The sequence below is a fragment of the Streptomyces bacillaris genome, assembly GCF_003268675.1.
Taxonomy (GTDB): domain Bacteria; phylum Actinomycetota; class Actinomycetes; order Streptomycetales; family Streptomycetaceae; genus Streptomyces; species Streptomyces bacillaris.
The window spans coordinates 5,810,106-5,826,887 of the sequence record NZ_CP029378.1; the positions used below are offsets into that span (position 1 = coordinate 5,810,106).

Annotated in this window: 12 protein-coding genes and 1 pseudogene; 5 read left to right on the top strand and 8 right to left on the bottom strand. The window is 73.7% G+C overall.

Annotated features, from left to right (window positions below; translation table 11 throughout):
• Positions 1-60: 60 nt before the first annotated feature.
• Complete coding sequence (locus DJ476_RS25255) at positions 61-1,215, top strand: serpin family protein (RefSeq protein ID WP_318294791.1); 1,155 nt, start codon at positions 61-63, stop codon at positions 1,213-1,215.
• A gap of 220 nt (positions 1,216-1,435) precedes the next feature.
• The gene (locus DJ476_RS25260) at positions 1,436-3,487 is read left to right on the top strand and encodes a bifunctional glycosyltransferase 87/phosphatase PAP2 family protein (protein ID WP_112491638.1); all 2,052 of its coding nucleotides are present in this window, start codon (positions 1,436-1,438) and stop codon (positions 3,485-3,487) included.
• Between the two features lie 141 nt (positions 3,488-3,628).
• Here the strand turns inward: DJ476_RS25260 and DJ476_RS25265 are convergent, their stop codons facing one another.
• Positions 3,629-4,882, bottom strand: coding sequence for a cytochrome P450 (locus tag DJ476_RS25265; RefSeq protein WP_112491639.1), 1,254 nt, complete (start codon positions 4,880-4,882; stop codon positions 3,629-3,631).
• Between the two features lie 291 nt (positions 4,883-5,173).
• Here DJ476_RS25265 and DJ476_RS25270 point away from each other — a divergent pair, with 291 nt between their 5' ends.
• Positions 5,174-6,352, top strand: coding sequence for a steroid 3-ketoacyl-CoA thiolase (locus DJ476_RS25270; protein WP_019764757.1), 1,179 nt, complete (start codon positions 5,174-5,176; stop codon positions 6,350-6,352).
• A 22-nt stretch (positions 6,353-6,374) separates the two neighbouring features.
• On the opposite strand, the gene DJ476_RS25275 is transcribed toward DJ476_RS25270, so the two are convergent.
• From DJ476_RS25275 to DJ476_RS25300, 6 genes are all read right to left on the bottom strand, one after another.
• Positions 6,375-7,229 (bottom strand): ECF transporter S component, encoded by an 855-nt coding sequence (locus DJ476_RS25275; RefSeq protein ID WP_112491640.1) that lies wholly within the window; start codon positions 7,227-7,229, stop codon positions 6,375-6,377.
• Between the two features lie 61 nt (positions 7,230-7,290).
• Positions 7,291-9,003: an ABC transporter ATP-binding protein gene (locus DJ476_RS25280; protein WP_112491641.1), complete on the bottom strand. Its 1,713-nt coding sequence runs from the start codon at positions 9,001-9,003 to the stop codon at positions 7,291-7,293.
• Complete coding sequence (locus DJ476_RS25285) at positions 9,000-10,169, bottom strand: energy-coupling factor transporter transmembrane component T (protein WP_112491642.1); 1,170 nt, start codon at positions 10,167-10,169, stop codon at positions 9,000-9,002. Before DJ476_RS25285 ends, DJ476_RS25280 begins: the two co-directional genes overlap by 4 nt.
• The gene (locus tag DJ476_RS25290; RefSeq protein WP_103416344.1) at positions 10,166-10,915 is read right to left on the bottom strand and encodes an SCO2322 family protein; all 750 of its coding nucleotides are present in this window, start codon (positions 10,913-10,915) and stop codon (positions 10,166-10,168) included. Before DJ476_RS25290 ends, DJ476_RS25285 begins: the two co-directional genes overlap by 4 nt.
• Complete coding sequence (locus DJ476_RS25295) at positions 10,912-12,171, bottom strand: prenyltransferase/squalene oxidase repeat-containing protein (protein ID WP_103416343.1); 1,260 nt, start codon at positions 12,169-12,171, stop codon at positions 10,912-10,914. The genes DJ476_RS25290 and DJ476_RS25295 overlap by 4 nt, the downstream gene beginning before the upstream one ends.
• A gap of 335 nt (positions 12,172-12,506) precedes the next feature.
• On the bottom strand, positions 12,507-13,562 hold the full coding sequence (locus tag DJ476_RS25300; protein ID WP_112491643.1) for an MBL fold metallo-hydrolase: 1,056 nt from the start codon (positions 13,560-13,562) through the stop codon (positions 12,507-12,509).
• 197 nt (positions 13,563-13,759) lie between these two features.
• Here DJ476_RS25300 and DJ476_RS25305 point away from each other — a divergent pair, with 197 nt between their 5' ends.
• Together DJ476_RS25305 and DJ476_RS25310 are read left to right on the top strand one after the other, a co-directional pair.
• A complete protein-coding gene (locus tag DJ476_RS25305) occupies positions 13,760-15,238 on the top strand; it encodes an aldehyde dehydrogenase (RefSeq protein ID WP_112491644.1) in 1,479 nt (492 codons plus the stop codon).
• Complete coding sequence (locus tag DJ476_RS25310; protein ID WP_070203380.1) at positions 15,238-15,471, top strand: ferredoxin; 234 nt, start codon at positions 15,238-15,240, stop codon at positions 15,469-15,471. The genes DJ476_RS25305 and DJ476_RS25310 overlap by 1 nt, the downstream gene beginning before the upstream one ends.
• 33 nt (positions 15,472-15,504) lie before the next feature.
• Here the strand turns inward: DJ476_RS25310 and DJ476_RS25315 are convergent.
• Positions 15,505-16,781: pseudogene (locus tag DJ476_RS25315) on the bottom strand (MFS transporter).
• Between the last annotated feature and the right edge of the window lies 1 nt (position 16,782).

A 16,782-nucleotide genomic window follows, 5' to 3' on the forward strand; every position in this document is an offset into this window, starting at 1 on the left:
GCGGCATTCTTGCTCCCCACCGGTCGTACGACGACACGTTTTTAGCTGCAGGGGGCTCCAGTGAACCGACCCACCACCCACATCCGGTCCGGGCACCCCGGAACGAGGGCCCGGGCCGTCCAGCACCTCGCCCACCGCTGGATACGGGACGCCCTGGCCACCGGAGCCCCGGCGGCGGGCGGCGGCAGCTTCGTCTGCTCGCCCGCCGGGCTCTGGCTGGCGCTCGCCGCCGTGGCCGCCGGGGCGCGCGGCGGGACCGCCGAGGAGCTGCGGGCGCTGCTCGGCACGGCGGAACGGGAGGCGGCCCCCGCCGTGACGGCGGCGGCCCGCGAGCTGGCGCTGACCGGTGCGCTGGGCGTGGCGACCCGGGTGTGGGCCCGGGTACCGGTCGAGCCCGCCTACCGCGAGGTGCTGCCGGACGTCCGCTTCGACGACACGCTGGACCCGGCGCCCCTCGACGCCTGGGTGCGCGGGGCGACGGGCGGGCTGATCGAGCGGCTGCCCCTGGCGATCACCGGCGAGACCCTGCTCGCCCTGGTCAACGTCCTGGCGCTGAAGGCCCGCTGGGAGAGGCCGTTCGACACCCGGCGGACCCGGGACCTGCCGTTCACCGACGCGTCCGGGGTGACCCGCCCGGTGGCGACCATGGCCCGGGACGTGCCGCTCGCCGATGTGTGGACGGTGGACGGTACGTACGTCGTCGAGCTGCGCTGCACCGGAGAGGAGGGCGGCGGGGAGGGCGGCGGGGACGGGGCCCGGGTCAGGTTCGTCCTGGGCGAGCCGGGGGCGGGCGCGGCCCGGGTGCTCCCCGCCGGCTGGGCGGACCGGACCGCCGGGGCCCGGCCGGAGGCGGACCGGGTGACCGTCGCCCTGCCGCGCCTCGCCCTCCGTACCCGCATCACCGTCACCGGACAGCTCCCCGCGCTCGGCGTGCGGCTGGCCACCTCCGACGCGGCCGACTTCTCCGGCCTCTCGCCCGAGCCGCTCGCCATCTCGGACGTCGTTCAGGAAGCCGTGCTGAAGGTGGCCGAGGAGGGGGTGGAGGCCGTGGCGGTCACCGTGGTCGCCATGCGGGCCGCCGGGGCGATTCCGCCGCCCCAGCGGCTGCTGCACCTCGCCTTCGACCGGCCGTTCGGCATCGTCGTCCTGCCCGCCGCCGGTGATGTCCCGCTCTTCGCCGCCTGGCAGGCGGACGCCCCGGCGGACCCGGCCTGATCCCGCGGGCTCGCCCTCATCGCATGCCCCCGCCCCCAGCTCCCGCCCCGCGCCCCCGGCATCTTTCGAACCCGTGCCTGGTGACAGTCAGGCAAAGAGGGGGTTGATTGTGTCTACCTCGTAGGGCAATGCGAGGCTTCATCCTGCGCTGCCCCGAGTCGAAGGGGCGGGACGGAACGGGTGGGAGGGTCGGCGCAGCGTGGCGAATGCGGATCACAGGGTGCGTGGTGGCGCGGTGACGGACGCGGTGGCGGACACGGTCACGGACGTGGAGAGCAGGACCCGGCTGACCAGGGTCCTCCTCTGGCTGGTCGTGGCCGTGCTCGGGGTGCGGCAGATGGCGGTGGTGCTGCGGCAGCCGCCCGGGGAACGGCTCACCGATCTGGAGACCTGGATCGGGGAGAACGGCGTCCTGCACGGGACCGGCTCGCTCTACGACGGTGACCGGTTCACCGGCACCCCCTTCGCCGGGCTGGTGCTGAAGCCGCTCACCGCGTCGGCCGAGGCGTCCCTCGGCGTGGCCTGGACCTTCGGCTCCCTGCTCCTGGTGGCCGCCCTCGGCGTCGTCGCCGCCCGCGCCCTGCCGAAGCCGGTCGGCCGGCGTACGGCGCTGCTCGCCGCCCCCGTCGCGATCACCCTGCTCATGCTGTCGCTGCCGGTCCGCAACACCCTCCACCTCGGCCAGACCAGCATCCTGCCGGTCCTGCTGGTGCTGCTCGCCTGGTTCGCCGCCCGGGACGACCGGCTGCGGGGGGTCCTCGTCGGCCTCGCGGCCGCCCTCCAGCCGACGCTCCTGCTCTTCGCCGTCCTCCTCTGGCTGACCGGCAAACGGCGGGCCTCGGCCGCCTCCCTCGCCACCTTCGCCCTCGGCACGGCCGCCGCCTGGGCCGCGGTGCCGAAGGACTCGTGGACGTACTGGATCCACCATGTGGCGGGCGCCGGGCTCGGTGAGCGGCCGGACAGCCTCGCCAACCAGTCCCTGCACGGCGCGCTGCTCCGGCTCGGCCTCGAAGGACCGGCCGAGATCGCCCTGTTCCTCGTGCTCGCCGCCGCCGTCGCCTTCATCGGCGTGCGCCGCGCGGTCCGCTACGCCCGGGACGGGCAACTGCTCCTCGCCGTCGCCGTCACCGGGTGCGTCGTCGTGGCCGTCTCCCCGACCGCCTGGCAGCACCAGCTCCTGTGGGTGCTCCTCGCCGTCGTCGGCAAGGTCGGCAAGCGCGCCTCCGACCGGCTGGTCTGGCCGGCCGTCGTGGTGCTCGTCGTCACGCTCCCCGGCCAGATGCTGCTCCCGAACGTCGGCCCTGTCACCTCCGTACGGGACAACGCCCTGCTCCTCGCGGCGCTCGGCGCGGCCTGCGCCACCCCGTTCCTGCTCCGCACCTCGCCGTACTGGGCGCGGCCGGTCCCCACCGACTACGCGCGACCGGTCGCCGCCCGCTGGAGACGGGTCCCGCTCCTGCCGTTCTGGCGCCGGGTGCTCCACCGCCCCAACCTGCTGCTGGAACTCCTGCTCATCCGCGTCGTCTACTCCGCGTACGCACAGGTCCGCCTCGCCGCCACCGCCGGCCGCCCCCTCGCCGAGGAGCACGGCCGCCAGATCCACGCCATCGAGCAGTGGCTGCACATCGACATCGAGCTGTGGGTCAACCACACGGTCGTGCAGATCACCTGGCTGCGGGAGTTCTTCGACTACTACTACTCGACCTTCCACTTCATCGTCCCGCTGGCGATCCTCGGCGTGCTGTACGCGCGCCGCCCCGCCGACTACCGCTGGGCCCGCACCTCCATCGGCTTCGCCACCGTGCTGGCGCTCGTCGGCTTCTGGCTCTACCCGCTGGCCCCGCCCCGGCTGATGCCCGGCCTCGGCTTCATCGACACCATCCACGGGGTCCAGGACTTCGCCAAGCCCGACTACGGGACGCTGACGGGGGTCACCAACCAGTACGCGGCGATGCCGTCGCTGCACTTCGGCTGGTCGCTGTGGTGCGGGGTGGTCATCGTGATCCTGGCCCCGAAGCTCTGGATGAAGGCGCTCGGCCTGCTCCACCCGCTCTTCACCATCGCCGCGATCGTGGCGACCGCCAACCACTGGGTGCTGGACGCCGTCGGCGGCGCGCTGGTCGTCTCGCTGGGCTTCGGGCTGACGTACCTGCTGTCGGGCCCGCGGAAGCTGGAGCCGGTGACGGAGGAGAAGGAAGCCGCGCCGGAACCCGCACAGCGGAAGGCGGACCCCGCACCCGAACCCGTACGCGCCGAAGTCGTCGGCAAGTAACACGCAGACCTGGAGCACCGACCGTACGCCGAAGGGGCACCGGGGCGGCTTTCGCCGTCGCACCGGCACCCCTTCGGCGTGGATCGTCGCGTTCCCTCATGGTCCGCCCGCCGTGCCCGATCCGCCACTCGTGGCCGGGCGTCAGCCGACGGGCGTACGCACCTGGAGCTGCTTGATCCCGTTGAGCCAGGCCGAGCGCAGCCGCCGCGGGTCCTCCAGGAGCCGCAGATCGGGCATGACGTCCGCGATGGCGTTGAAGATCAGGTCGATCTCCATCACGGCCAGCGACTTGCCCAGGCAGAAGTGCGGGCCGCCGCCCCCGAAGCCGAGGTGCGGATTGGGGTCGCGGGTGATGTCGAAGGTCTCCGGGGCGTCGAAGACCTCGGGGTCGTTGTTGGCCGAGGAGTAGAACAGCCCGACCCGCTCGCCCTTCCTGATCGGCTGCCCGCCCAGCTCCACGTCCTGGGTGGCGGTCCGCTGGAAGGAGACGACCGGGGTCGCCCAGCGCACGATCTCCTCGGCAGTTGTCTTCGGGCGTTCCCGCTTGTACAGCTCCCACTGTTCGGGGTGGGTGAGGAAGGCGTGCATGCCGTGGCTGATCGCGTTACGGGTGGTCTCGTTGCCGGCCACCGCGAGCAGGATCACGAAGAACCCGAACTCGTCCGAGGACAGGTTCCCCTCGCCCTCCGCCGCGACGAGCTGGGTGACGATGTCCTGCGCCGGGCACTCCTTGCGGGCCGCCGCCAGGTGCATCGAGTACGCCACGATCTCCATCGCCGCCTCGGCGCCCACCTCTTCGGTGATCGCGTACTCGGGATCGTCGTACGCGGCCATCTTGTTCGACCAGTCGAAGATCTTCGACCGGTCCTCCTGCGGTACGCCGATGAGTTCCGCGATCGCCTGGAGCGGCAGCTCCACCGCGATGTCCGTGACGAAGTCGAACGAGCCGTCGGAGCCGGCCGCCGCCGCGTGGGCGGTCTCCACGATGGACCGGGCCCGGGTCCGCAGCGCCTGTTCCAGCGAGCGCACCGCGCGCGGGGTGAAGCCGCGCTGGACGATCTGGCGGATCCGGGTGTGTTCGGGCGGGTCCATGTTGAGCATGATGAGCTTCTGGACCTCGATCTGGTCCCGGCTGATCGTCTCGTTGAAGCGGATGACGGCGGTGTTGGTGTTCGAGGAGAACAACTCGGGATGCGTGGAAACGTACTTGACGTCCGCATGGCGGGTGACGGCCCAGTACCCCTCGTCGCCGAAGCCGGAGATGTTGGCGGGCTGGGTGCACCACCACACCGGGGCGGTCCGCCGCATCAGGGCGAACTCCGGGTGCGGGACGCGGGCTTGGAGGAGGTCGGGATCGGTGAAGTCGAACCCTTCGGGCAGATGGGGGCAGCGCATGGGCACCTCTCCACTCCGAGCCGGTGTCTGACGTTCCATCAGAATCTGCCCGCAAGGTAGTAACGAGTTCTACAAGTCGCAAGGGTCCTGGCCCGATCCGTTCCCCGTGGCCTGCGTGCGCAGTCGGTACGGCTGAAGTGGGGGCGCGTGCAGGGGGTGTACGTGGCCGATGCGCGCCCCTTGCGCAGTCGGGCCGCCGTCACGAGACTGCTTGCAGAACTAGAACGCGTACTAGTTCCTTCCGTGGGTGCCGGGACGCCCCGACGGAAGTGCGAGGAGAGGACGAGTCTCATGGCCGCGGAACCCGTCATCGTCGAAGCCGTACGCACCCCGATCGGCAGGCGCGGAGGCGCGCTCGCCAATCTGCACCCCGCCTATCTGCTGGGCGAGACCTACCGTGAACTGCTCGGCCGCACCGGCATCCAGGCCGACTGCGTCGAGCAGATCGTCGGCGGTACCGTCACCCACGCCGGGGAGCAGTCCATGAACCCGGCCCGCAACGCCTGGCTGGCCGTGGGCCTGCCGTACGAGACCGCCGCGACCACCGTGGACTGCCAGTGCGGCTCCTCGCAGCAGGCCGCGCACATGGTCGCCAACATGGTGGCCGCCGGGGTCATCGACGTGGGCATCAGCTGCGGCGTCGAGGCGATGTCGCGGGTGCCGCTGGGCAGCGGCTCCAAACACGGGCCGGGCAAACCCTGGCCCGACGAGTGGAACGTGGACCTGCCCAACCAGTTCGAGGCCGCCGAGCGCATCGCCCGCAAACGCGGCCTCACCCGCGAGCGGGTCGACGCCCTCGGCCTGCTCTCCCAGCAGCGGGCCGCCGAGGCCTGGGCGGAGGAGCGGTTCAAGCGGGAGACGTACGCCGTCCAGGTCCCCACCACCGAGGAGGAGCAGGCGGCCGGCCAGGGCATGTGGCGGCTCGTCGACCGCGACGAAGGGCTGCGCGACACCTCGATGGAGGCGCTCGCCGGGCTGAAGGCGGTCATGCCGAACGCCGTCCACACCGCGGGCAACTCCTCCCAGATATCCGACGGGGCCGCCGCCCTCCTCTGGTCCTCCAAGCGCATGGCCCGCGCCCTCAAGCTCAAGCCCCGGGCCCGGATCGTCGCCCAGGCCCTCGTCGGCTCCGACCCGCACTTCCACCTGGACGGTCCGATCGACGCCACCCGGGCGGTCCTCGGCAAGGCGGGCATGTCGCTGCGGGACATCGACCTCGTCGAGATCAACGAGGCCTTCGCCTCGGTGGTGCTGAGCTGGGCCCAGGAGTTCGAGGCGGACCTCGACGGCCTGGAGAAGGTCAACGTCAACGGCGGCGCCATCGCGCTGGGCCACCCGGTGGGCGCGACGGGCGCCCGCCTGATCACCACGGCCCTGCACGAACTGGAACGCCGGGACAAGGAGTTCGCGCTCATCACGATGTGCGCGGGCGGGGCGCTGGCCACGGGGACGATCATCCAGCGGCTGTAGGTGCAGGGCACGCCCTGGGGGCTTACGGCTCCTCGAACCCCACCCGCGCGTCGAACGCCGCCCGCCGGGTCGCCCGGCGCAGCGCCTTCAGCAGCGTCGGGCCGATCGTCAGCGTCAGGACGACCGTCAGCACGGCCCGGCCCAGGTCCCAGCCGAGCGAGGTCGCCACGCAGTAGGCGAGGAACCGCACCAGGTTCTCGTGGAGCGGGTCGCCCGCGACGAACGAGATGCCCGAGGCCAGCCCGGGGATGATCGTCCAGCCGTACAGATTCATGATCGTGCCGTACGCGAACGCCGCCACGGCCCCGTAGACCGCGAGCATCGCCAGCTCCGCCCGCCCGCGCAGCCGGTCCGGGCCGGGCAGCAGCCCCGCGCCCATCGTGAACCAGCCCATCGACAGCATCTGGAACGGCATCCACGGCCCCACCCCGCCCGTGAGCAGGGCGGAGGCGAACATCGTCACGGAACCGAGCACGAAGCCGAAGCCGGGGCCCAGCACCCGGCCGCTCAGCACCATCAGGAAGAACATCGGCTCCAGGCCCGCCGTGCCCGCCCCCAGCGGGCGCAGCGCCGCCCCGACCGCCGCCAGGACGCCGAGCATCGCGACGGCCTTGGCGTCCATGCCGGACTCCGCGATCGTCGCCACCACCACCGCGACCAGCAGCGGCAGCAGCGCGGCGAACAGCCACGGGGCGTCCTGGGCGTGGGCCAGCCCGGAGTCGGCACCGGCCAGCAGCGGCCACCCGAAGGCGACCACCCCGACCGCGCTGACCAGGACCAGCGCGGCCACCGACTTCGGCCCGAGCCGCACGGGCCGGGGAGCCCGGACCCGTTCCCGTACCGCCGTCGTGTCGTCCACCGGCCGCACCGGCCTCATCGCTCCGCCTCCCGCCGCGCCGGCCGGGGAGCCGGGTTCCGTACCTCCTCCGTCGTCACGTTCACGCGCCCGCCTCCAGCGCCGCGCGCACCTGGGAGACGGTCAGCCACTCCTGCGGGGCGAGGATTTTCGCGGTCTGCGGGGCGAAGGCGGGGGAGGAGACGACCACCCGGCCGGTCGGGCCGTCCGCGACGACCTCACCGTCGGCGAGGATCACCACCCGGTGGGCCAGCTCCGCCGCCAGCTCCACGTCGTGCGTGGCCAGGACGATCGCGTGGCCCTCGGCCGCCAGCGAGCGCAGGACGCCGACGAGGCGGCCCTTCGCCGCGTAGTCCAGGCCCCGGGTCGGCTCGTCCAGGAGCAGCAGCGGCGGGCGGGCCGTCAGCATCAGGGCGAGGGCCAGCGCGAGCCGCTGCCCCTCGGAGAGGTCACGGGGGTGGGTGGCGTCCCCGACCCCCGGCAGCAGCTCGGAGACCAGGGCCCGGCAGGTGCCCTCCGCCGCGCCCGCGTCCCGGTCGGCGGCGGCGCACTCGGCGGCCACCGTGTCCGCGTACAGCAGGTCGCGCGGCTCCTGCGGGACCAGGCCGACCCGGCGGATCATGGCGCGCGGGTCGGTACGGGCGGGGGCCAGGCCGCCCACGCGGACCGAGCCGGAGGTGGGCTCGACCATGCCGACGAGCGCGCCGAGCAGCGTGGACTTGCCGGCCCCGTTGCGGCCCATCAGCGCCACGGTCTCGCCCGGCGCCACGGTGAGCGTCACCCGCCGCAGCGCCTCGATCCGCCCGCGCCGCACGCCGAGGGACTCGACCCGGGTGACGGGGTCGGCGGGACCGGGCGCCTCCACGGCCTTCGTACGGCCCAGCAGCCGGGCCAGCCGCCCCGGCCGGGGGCCGCCCGCCACGGGCGCGGGCGCCACGGACACGTGCCCGGAAACCTCCGGCGGCGAGGGCGGCGCCGCCTCCGCCAGCCGGGCCCGCAGGTCACCGGCCCCGCGCCGGGCGTCCCGTACGGAGAGCGGCAGCGGGTCCCAGCCCGCCAGCAGCCCCAGCTCCGCGACCGGCGGCCGGACCGGCGACACCTTCATGATCCCGGCAGGCGCGCCCAGCACCGGGGCGGCGCCCGGCGCGGGCAGCAGGACGACCTGGTCCGCGTACTGCACGACCCGCTCCAGCCGGTGCTCGGCCATCAGCACGGTCGTCCCCAGGTCGTGGACCAGCCGTTGCAGTACGGCCAGCACTTCTTCGGCCGCCGCCGGGTCCAGTGCGGAGGTCGGCTCGTCGAGGACCAGCACCTTGGGGTGCGGGGTGAGTACCGAACCGATCGCCACCCGCTGCTGCTGGCCGCCCGAGAGGGTCGCGATCGGCCGGTCGCGCAGCTCGGCCAGGCCCAGCAGATCAAGCGTCTCCTCCACCCGGCGCCGCATGACGTCGGGCGCCAGGCCCAACGACTCCATGCCGTAGGCGAGTTCGTCCTCGACGGTGTCCGTGACGAAGTGCGCCAGCGGGTCCTGGCCCACCGTGCCCACCAGATCGGCCAGTTCACGCGGCTTGTGGGTGCGGGTGTCGCGCCCGTCCACCGTGACCCGGCCGCCCAGCACCCCGCCTGTGAAGTGCGGGACGAGCCCCGACACCGTCCCCAGCAACGTCGACTTGCCGACCCCCGACGGGCCGACCAGCAGCACCAACTCCCCTTCCGGCACGGCGAGATCGACGCCGGACAGAGTGGGCCGGTCGGTCCCGTCGTACCGTACGGAGACCCGCTCGAACCTGATCACGCCTGCTCCTTGCCGCTACGGTCGTGTGCATCGAGGCCGCGTGCCGACGGCGGTACGGGGGCGACCAGTGCGGGCACCAGCCCCACCAGCACCGCCGCGGCGGGCCACAGCGGCAGCTCCGGCGCGGTCAGCGGGACGACGCCGGGGTGCAGCGCCTCCGGATCGAGCGAGCCCGCCCAGATCATCGCGGCCGCCACCACCGCGCCCGACCCCGCCACCAGCCAGGCCCGCGCCCCCCACCGGTCCGGGCGGTAGCGGGTCCGCACCGAGCGCCGCCCGCCCAGCCGCAGCCCCGCCATCGCGGCGACGAGCCCCGCCAGCAGCACCGGCAGCCCGTACCCGGCGCCCTGCGCGGCCAGCAGCCCGTACGTCCCCGCGCACACCCCGAGCAGCCCGCCGAGCGTGAGCACGTTGGTGGTGTGCCGGACGGCGGGCGGCACCTCGGCGGTACGCCCGTAACCGCGCGCGTCCATCGACGCGGCCACCGCCACCGACCGCTCCAACGCCCCCTCCAGCACCGGCAGTCCGATCTGCGCGACCGCCTTCACCCCACCGGTCGGCCGCCCCCGCAGCCGCCGCGCGGTCCGCAGCCGGACCACGTCGGCCACCATGTTCGGGGCGAACGTCATGGCGACGACGACGGCCACCCCGGTCTCGTACAGCGCACCGGGCAGCGACTTCAGCAGCCGGGCCGGGTTGGCGAGCGAGTTCGCCGCGCCGACGCAGATCAGCAGGGTGGCCAGCTTCAGCCCGTCGTAGAGCGAGAAGACGAGCTGCTCCACCGTGACCCGGCCCCCGATCCGCACCCCCTGCGCCCAGTCGGGTAGGGGCACTTCGGGGAGCGTGAACGCGGTGTGCGAGCCGGGGATCTGCGAGCCGAGGAAGACGGAGAAGACCAGCCGCAGCGCCACGACGAAGAGCCCGAGCTTGATGAACGCCCCGTAGGAGCGGGCCCAGGGCGCGTCCGTGCGCCGGGCCGCCACCACATACCCGGCCACCCCGACCAGCAGGCCGAGCAGCAGCGGGTTGGTGGTCCGGGAGGCGGCGGTGGCCAGCCCCAGCGCCCAGAGCCACCACGCCCCGGCGGGCAGCGCGTTGGACCGGCTCGCCTCGGGCGCGTGCAGGGCCCGCCGGAGCAGCCGGGGCGTCCCCGGGGCGTACGTCATCGGCGCCGGCGGGCCTGGAACACGGCGGCGACACCCAGCAGCAGGACGGCGGCGATGCCGACGAGAAGCCCGACGGAGGGCCCGCCGCCACTGCCGCTGTCCTCGTCACCGTCCGCGGGCGCCGACGGCTTCTCGCCGCTGTCCTTGCTCTCCTTCGTGCCGCCGTCCCCGTCGCCCGACACCTGCTCGCCGCAGCCCGTCTTCGGGTAGCCCGAGATGGCGCAGATCATCGCGCTGCTGTCGTACCGCAGCGGCTTCGCCACCGAGGCCAGCGCCTCCGCGCTGCTGGCGTCCGGTGCCACCTGGGCGCAGGCGGTGCGCAGCGCGGGCGGCTTCTCGCCGTCCGGGGCGTCCTCCGGCGTACCGGGGTCGATCACCAGGGCGACCCGCTTGGTGCCGCCCTTCGCCGGGGTGTCCGCGCAGATCGCCCCGAAGTCGGGGGCGTGGCGCGGCCGGTCGGCGTCGGAGGAGTCCTCGCTGACGGCGAACCGGAAGCCCTGGACCGTACCGTCGTCGGGGCGGACGGTCGAGGGGCCCTGGGTGGCGTACGCCCAGCCCGTGCCGCTGCCCTCCCAGAAGGACCAGTAGCGGTATCCGGCGGCCTGGGCACCCCCGGCGCCCAGCAGGACGGCCGAGGCGGCGAGCAGGGTGACGAGCAGCGCGGAGACGGAGTGCCGGAGCTTCCGGAGCGGGGCGGGGCCGGGCGTACGCCGCACGGCCGACGCCCGGGATTCCGTACGGCTCACGGCTGCTGCTTCTTCCGGCGCATGCTGAGCAGGAAGCCGATGCCCGCGCCGAAGAGCAGCCCGACACCGATCAGCCACCAGAGGCCGGGGCCGCCCTCGTCGTCGCTCTTCGCGCTGTCGGAGGCCTGGCCGCCGGTCGGCTTGGGCGACGGGGGAGCGGAGGTCGCGGCGGGGGCGGGGCCGGTCGCGTTGAGCTGCTTGACCAGGTCGACCCCGCCGAAGCTGCGGGCGTCGGTGCCGGTGGCGTGCGCGGCGAAGATCAGTTGCGCGGTGGCGGCGGGCCCGCCCTGCTGCGCCCAGGCCTTGGAGTTCTGCTCCAGCCACGTCACCGAGGCGGCGGCCTTGTCCTTGTGGCCGGAGGCGGCGAGGGCGACGACCGCGTCCGCCGTGTTGCCGAAGTCGGGCTGCGGCTCGCTCTCCTCGGCGCCCGGCATCGGGGGCTGCTCCAGGTGGGGGGAGGCGGCCAGGGTGGCGGCGAGGTAGTGGGCGCCGTTCTGCGCGCTCTCCTCGGGGGTGAGGTCGTCGCCCTTGCGGCAGACGGGGTCCTTCACCGCGTTGGAGTTCCCGACGGCCATGCCCTTGCCGAGCAGCCCGAGCACGGCGGCGGCCGAGGCGTCGTTGTTGGCGACCAGCTCGCCCTTCTTGCCGGGCTGGTAGGCGAAGGCGCCACCGTCCTCTTTCCCGCACGGGATGGCCAGGGCCTGGAGCGCGGTGTACGGGGTGGAGCCGTCGGCGGTGGTCAGCTCGGTGACCGGCACGTTGGTCCGGGCGAGGGCGCCGATCACGACGGCGGTGGAGTTGGCGTCGCTGGGGCTGCCGGGGTTGTACCCCCAGCCGCCGTCCTCGTTCTGGACGGACTTCAGCCAGTCGGCCCCGTTGTCGGCGGCCTCGCGCTGGCCGCCCAGCTCGGCGAGGGCCTGGACGGCGGCGGCCGTGGCGTTGGTGTCCATCACCGTCGACGCGTCGCACGGCCGGGAGGCGTCCGCCCGGAACGAGGCGAACGCGCCGCTGTCGCACTGCTGCTCCAGCAGCCAGGTCACGGCCTGCGGCGACGGGGTGACGTACTCGATCTTCTGGGCGAGGAAGGCCAGCGACTGCCGCCACACCCCGTCGTAGGTCGGGTCCGTGGTCCCGTACAGCCCGCTCGGCAGCTCGGCCGACGGGGAGGGGCTCGGCGCGGCGACCGCGACGGGTGCGGCCGCGCCCAGCAGAACGGCGGTGGTCGCGAGCGCGGCTGCGCTGCGGCGTACGGTCATGGCGGGCTGTGCCTCTCCTGCGGGGGCCGGCTCACCCGGGCGCGCGAGGGCACCGGGCTCCGGCCCCGTACTGCCTCGACGGTGCCGGCCACCGGGGTTCCGGTGACCCTGGGGCGCGTGGTCACACTGCCCCTGGCCGCCCACGCTCCGCCGCCGGGTTCCTCCGTACGGGCATGATGACGACTGGCCCACCTTACCGGGACGTAGGGTCGCTCCCCGGGGCGGCCGACCGCCGGGGTCGTCCGGAGGGGCCAGTGCGGGCGTGGGGTCCGGCTCGCAGGGGGCCGGGGCGTGAGGGCCCGGCCCGGGCGGAACCGTCGTACACGGCCCCCGGCTCAGACCGCGATGTACGTGACCGGGTCGCTGCCGCCCACCGCCTCCGCGCGCCCCAGCTTCACCAGGCGGCGCAGATGGGCCTCGGCCTCCGACACGGCGATCGACCGCGAACCGTGCGGGATCTGCTCCCAGGGCCGGTTCCACCCCATCCGCTCGGTCAGCTCCCACGGGGTGAGCGGGGTGGCGAGCAGGGCGAGGAGCCCGGTCAGCCGCTCCTCGTGGTGGTCCAGCAGTTCCCGTACGCGGCCGCCCGCGCCGGTGAACGCGTGCTGGTGGGCGGGGAGCACCTCGGCCACCCCGAGCCGCCCGATCCGCTCCAGCGAGGCGAGGTAGTCCCCGAGCGGATCGGTCACCTCGGTGTCGTCCGGGTCCTCGTACAGCCCGATGTGCGGGCTGATCCCGGGCAGCAGGTGGTCCCCGGAGAAGAGCCGCCCGTGGCCCGGGAGATCCGCCGGATGCCGTTCCTCCAGATGGAGGCAGACATGGCCGGGCGTGTGGCCGGGGGTCCAGATGGCGCGCAGCCGCCGCCCGGGGAGGTCGAGCAGCTCGCCGGGGACGATCTCCCGGTCCGGGAGGGCGGCGCGCAGACCGGGCAGGGTCCGCAGCCGTCCGGCGTCGCGGGCGGCGAGGAGCGGGGCGAGGTGGGCGTCGGGGGCGCCGACGTCGGTGAGCTTGCGGGTGAGGTAGTCGAGCCAGGTGCCGGGCTCGGCCTCCCGGGTGCGCCGGACGATCGCGGTGTCCGCCGCGTGCATCGCGATCCAGGCCCCGGAAGCCTCGCGGACCTGTCCGGAGAGGCCGTGGTGGTCGGGGTGGTGGTGGGTGACGACGATGCCGTGGATGTCGGTGACGGAGGTGGCGAGGGCGGTGAGCCCGGCCGTCAGGGTGTCCCAGGAGGCCGGGTCGTCCCAGCCGGTGTCGACGAGGACGGGGCCCCGGTCGGTGTCGACGACGTACACGAGGGTGTGGCCCAGCGGATTGTCCGGGATGGGCACCTTGATGCTGTGGACGCCCCCGCCGTGGCCGAAGACCTGCGCCGCCTGCGTCACCTGAGTCATGGGCTCCCCGTCTCTGCTCGGTGAACTGCCCCCACTTTAACGAGAACTCGTTCCATTGGTAGCCCGGGCCAACCGTATCCGCGCCGTAGCCGCGCCTCCCGGGTCCGGTCCGCGCCGTGGACTCCTGGAACAGGAACTGGTATCAGTTCTGACGAACGGTCAGATATGTGTGCGCGGGTTCGCGGGAGGCGGCAGCCATGACGGAACGGGACGACCGTACGGAGCTGTTGGAACACGGACAGCTGTTCATCGGCGGGGAGTTCACCGATCCGCTCGGCGCCGACGTCATCGAGGTGGTCTCCCCGCACACGGAGGAGGTCATCGGCCGCGTGCCGCACGCCTCCGAGGGCGACGTGGACCGGGCCGTCGCCGCCGCCCGCCGCGCCTTCGACGAGGGGCCGTGGCCCCGGATGACGCTCGACGAGCGGATCGCGGTGATCACCCGGATCAAGGACGCCTTCGCCGTGCGCCACGAGGAGTTCGCGCGCCTGATCAGCGCCCAGAACGGCACCCCGTACAGCGCGAGCGTGATGGTGCAGGCGCTGGCCGCGATGATGGCCTGGGACGCGGCGATCACGGTGGCGCGCACCTTCCCCTACGAGGAGCGGCGGGACGGGGTCCTCGGCCCGCTGCTGGTCCGCCGGGAGCCGGTCGGGGTGGTGGCGGCGGTCGTCCCGTGGAACGTCCCCCAGTTCACGGCCGCCGCCAAACTGGCCCCCGCACTGCTGGCGGGCTGCACGGCGGTCCTGAAGGTGTCGCCCGAAACCCCGCTGGACGCCTACCTGTTGGCCGAGATCGTGGCGGAGGCGGGGCTGCCGGAGGGCGTCCTCTCCATCCTCCCGGCCGACCGCGAGGTGAGCGAGTACCTGGTGGGCCACCGGGGCGTCGACAAGGTCTCCTTCACCGGCTCGGTCGCCGCCGGGCGCCGCGTGATGGAGGTCGCCTCCCGCAATCTCACCCGCGTCACCCTGGAGCTGGGCGGCAAGTCGGCCGCGGTGATCCTGCCGGACGCGGACTTGGAGGCGGCGGTCGCGGGCATCGCCCCCTTCGCCTGGATGATCAACGGCCAGGCGTGCGTGGCCCAGACCCGCATCCTCGTCCCGCGCTCCCGCTACGACGAACTGGCGGAGGCGTTCGCGGCGGCGGCCGGGGCCCTCCGGGTGGGCGACCCGCTGGACCCCGCCACGGAGCTGGGCCCGCTGGTCGCCCGCCGCCAGCAGCAGCGCTCCCTCGACTACATCCGCCTGGGCCAGGAGGAGGGCGCCAAGATCCTCACCGGCGGCAACGTCCCCGCCTCCCAGGAGCGGGGCTGGTACGTCGAGCCCACCCTCTTCGGCTCGGTCGACAACTCCATGCGCATCGCCCGCGAGGAGATCTTCGGCCCGGTGATCTGCCTGATCCCGTACGGGAACGAGGCCGAGGCCGTCCGGATCGCCGACGACTCCCCGTACGGCCTCAGCGGCAGCGTCTGGACCGCCGACACCGGACGCGGCATCGACATCGCCCGCCGCATCCGCACCGGCACGTACAGCGTGAACACCTTCAGTCTGGACATGCTCGGCCCGTTCGGCGGCTACAAGAACTCCGGCCTGGGCCGCGAGTTCGGCCCCGAGGGGTACGGCGAGTTCTTCGAGCACAAGATGATCCACCTCCCCGCCGGCTACCGGGAGGCCTGATGGGCGACCGCTGGCACGTGGAGGTCGACCGCTCCGTCTGCATCGGCTCCGGCATGTGCGTCAACCACGCCCCCGACGCCTTCCGCCTGGACACCGCCCGCCAGTCCCATCCCCGCACCGAGGACCGCGACGCGGGCGAACAGGTCCTGGCGGCGGCGGAGGGCTGCCCGGTGGAGGCGATCACGCTGACGCTGGCGGAGTCGGGGGAGGCGGTGTTCCCGCCGGAGGAGTGACCGGCCCGGACCGGGGCCGGTCACTCCTGGAGGTCAGACCGCCGGTTCGCCCTCCGTCTTGCGGAGCAGGCCCTCCGGGGCCCGCCGCAGCGCCCGGATGGCCGGGACGGAGATCATGACGGCCAGGAGCAGACACGACATGACCGAGGAGAAGATCAGCACCTCGTTCGCGCCGAACGTCTCGGCCGCCGGGCCCGCCAGCGCGCGGCCGAGCGGGATGACCATGATGGAGCCCGCGACGTCGTACGCGGAGACCCGGCTCAGGACGGTGAGCGGGATGTGCGACTGGACGCTCGTCGCCCACATCACGCCCCAGAAGGCGAAGCCGTAGCCCGCGACGACATGGGCGATCGCCGTGGCCGCGAAGGACCACTCCAGCGCCGGGGCCAGGGGGTTGAGGGCGAAGCAGAACATGGCCAGGGCGCCCGCCACGAGGGGCGGCGGGGGCGGACCCGCATCCCGATCAGGCCGCCGATGATCGTGCCCGCGCCGTCGGCGGAGGCGATCCAGCCGTACCCGTTCGCCCCGTGCTGCTCGATCATCAGCGCCGCGCCCAGCGGCAGCGCCGGACCGAAGACGAACAGGCCGTAGACGGACCAGACCGCGATGACGCCCCACAGCCATTGCCGGGACCGGAACTCCTGCCACCCCGTGGCGAGCCTGCGCCACATCGGCGCGTCGCCCTCGTCCCGCTCGGTGTGCAGCTTCCGCAGCGGCAGCAGGACCGCCGCGCTGAGGGCGTAGGCCGCCGCGATGACCAGGTACGAGCCCGAGACCTGCCAGTACGCGACGAGAAGGCCCGCGAGGCCGGGGCCCAGCAGGGTGCTCAGGGCCTCGGATATGCGCAGCAGCGCGTTGGCCTTCTGGATGTCCTCCGCCACCCGGGGGACCATGCTCGCCATCCCGGGCTGGAACATCGCCGTCGCGGCGCCGCTGAGCGCCATCAGGCCCATGATCTGCCACAGGGGCACGCTGTCCGAGGAGAAGAGCAGCACGGCCATGGTGAGCATGGCCACCATCCGCGCCAGGTCGGCGCAGATCATCATCACCTGCGGGGTGAACCGGTCGGCCAGCACCCCGCCGAACAGCACCAGCAGCACGATCGGGGTCATCCACGCGGCCAGCGCGTAGCCGACGCCGCTCGCCCCGTGGCCCGCTCCCAGCACGGCGGTGGTGAGGGAGACCATCAGCATGCCGTCGGCCAGCAGCGAGGCGCTGCGGGCCGTGAAGAACAGCCGGAACCGGCCCGACCGCCAGGGGCTGGGCAGCGGTTCGGGCTTCTGCTGGAGGGTCGCGTCGTCAACGCTCATG

Excerpts from the sequence above, each read along its gene's own strand:
- DJ476_RS25270 (WP_019764757.1), top strand. The coding sequence starts at position 5,174 with ATGGCCGCGGAACCCGTCATCGTCGAAGCCGTACGCACCCCGATCGGC.
- DJ476_RS25305 (WP_112491644.1), top strand. The coding sequence starts at position 13,760 with ATGACGGAACGGGACGACCGTACGGAGCTGTTGGAACACGGACAGCTG.
- DJ476_RS25265 (WP_112491639.1), bottom strand. The coding sequence starts at position 4,882 with ATGCGCTGCCCCCATCTGCCCGAAGGGTTCGACTTCACCGATCCCGAC.
- DJ476_RS25310 (WP_070203380.1), top strand. The coding sequence starts at position 15,238 with ATGGGCGACCGCTGGCACGTGGAGGTCGACCGCTCCGTCTGCATCGGC.
- DJ476_RS25295 (WP_103416343.1), bottom strand. The coding sequence starts at position 12,171 with ATGACCGTACGCCGCAGCGCAGCCGCGCTCGCGACCACCGCCGTTCTG.
- DJ476_RS25285 (WP_112491642.1), bottom strand. The coding sequence starts at position 10,169 with ATGACGTACGCCCCGGGGACGCCCCGGCTGCTCCGGCGGGCCCTGCAC.
- DJ476_RS25275 (WP_112491640.1), bottom strand. The coding sequence starts at position 7,229 with ATGAGGCCGGTGCGGCCGGTGGACGACACGACGGCGGTACGGGAACGG.
- DJ476_RS25300 (WP_112491643.1), bottom strand. The coding sequence starts at position 13,562 with ATGACTCAGGTGACGCAGGCGGCGCAGGTCTTCGGCCACGGCGGGGGC.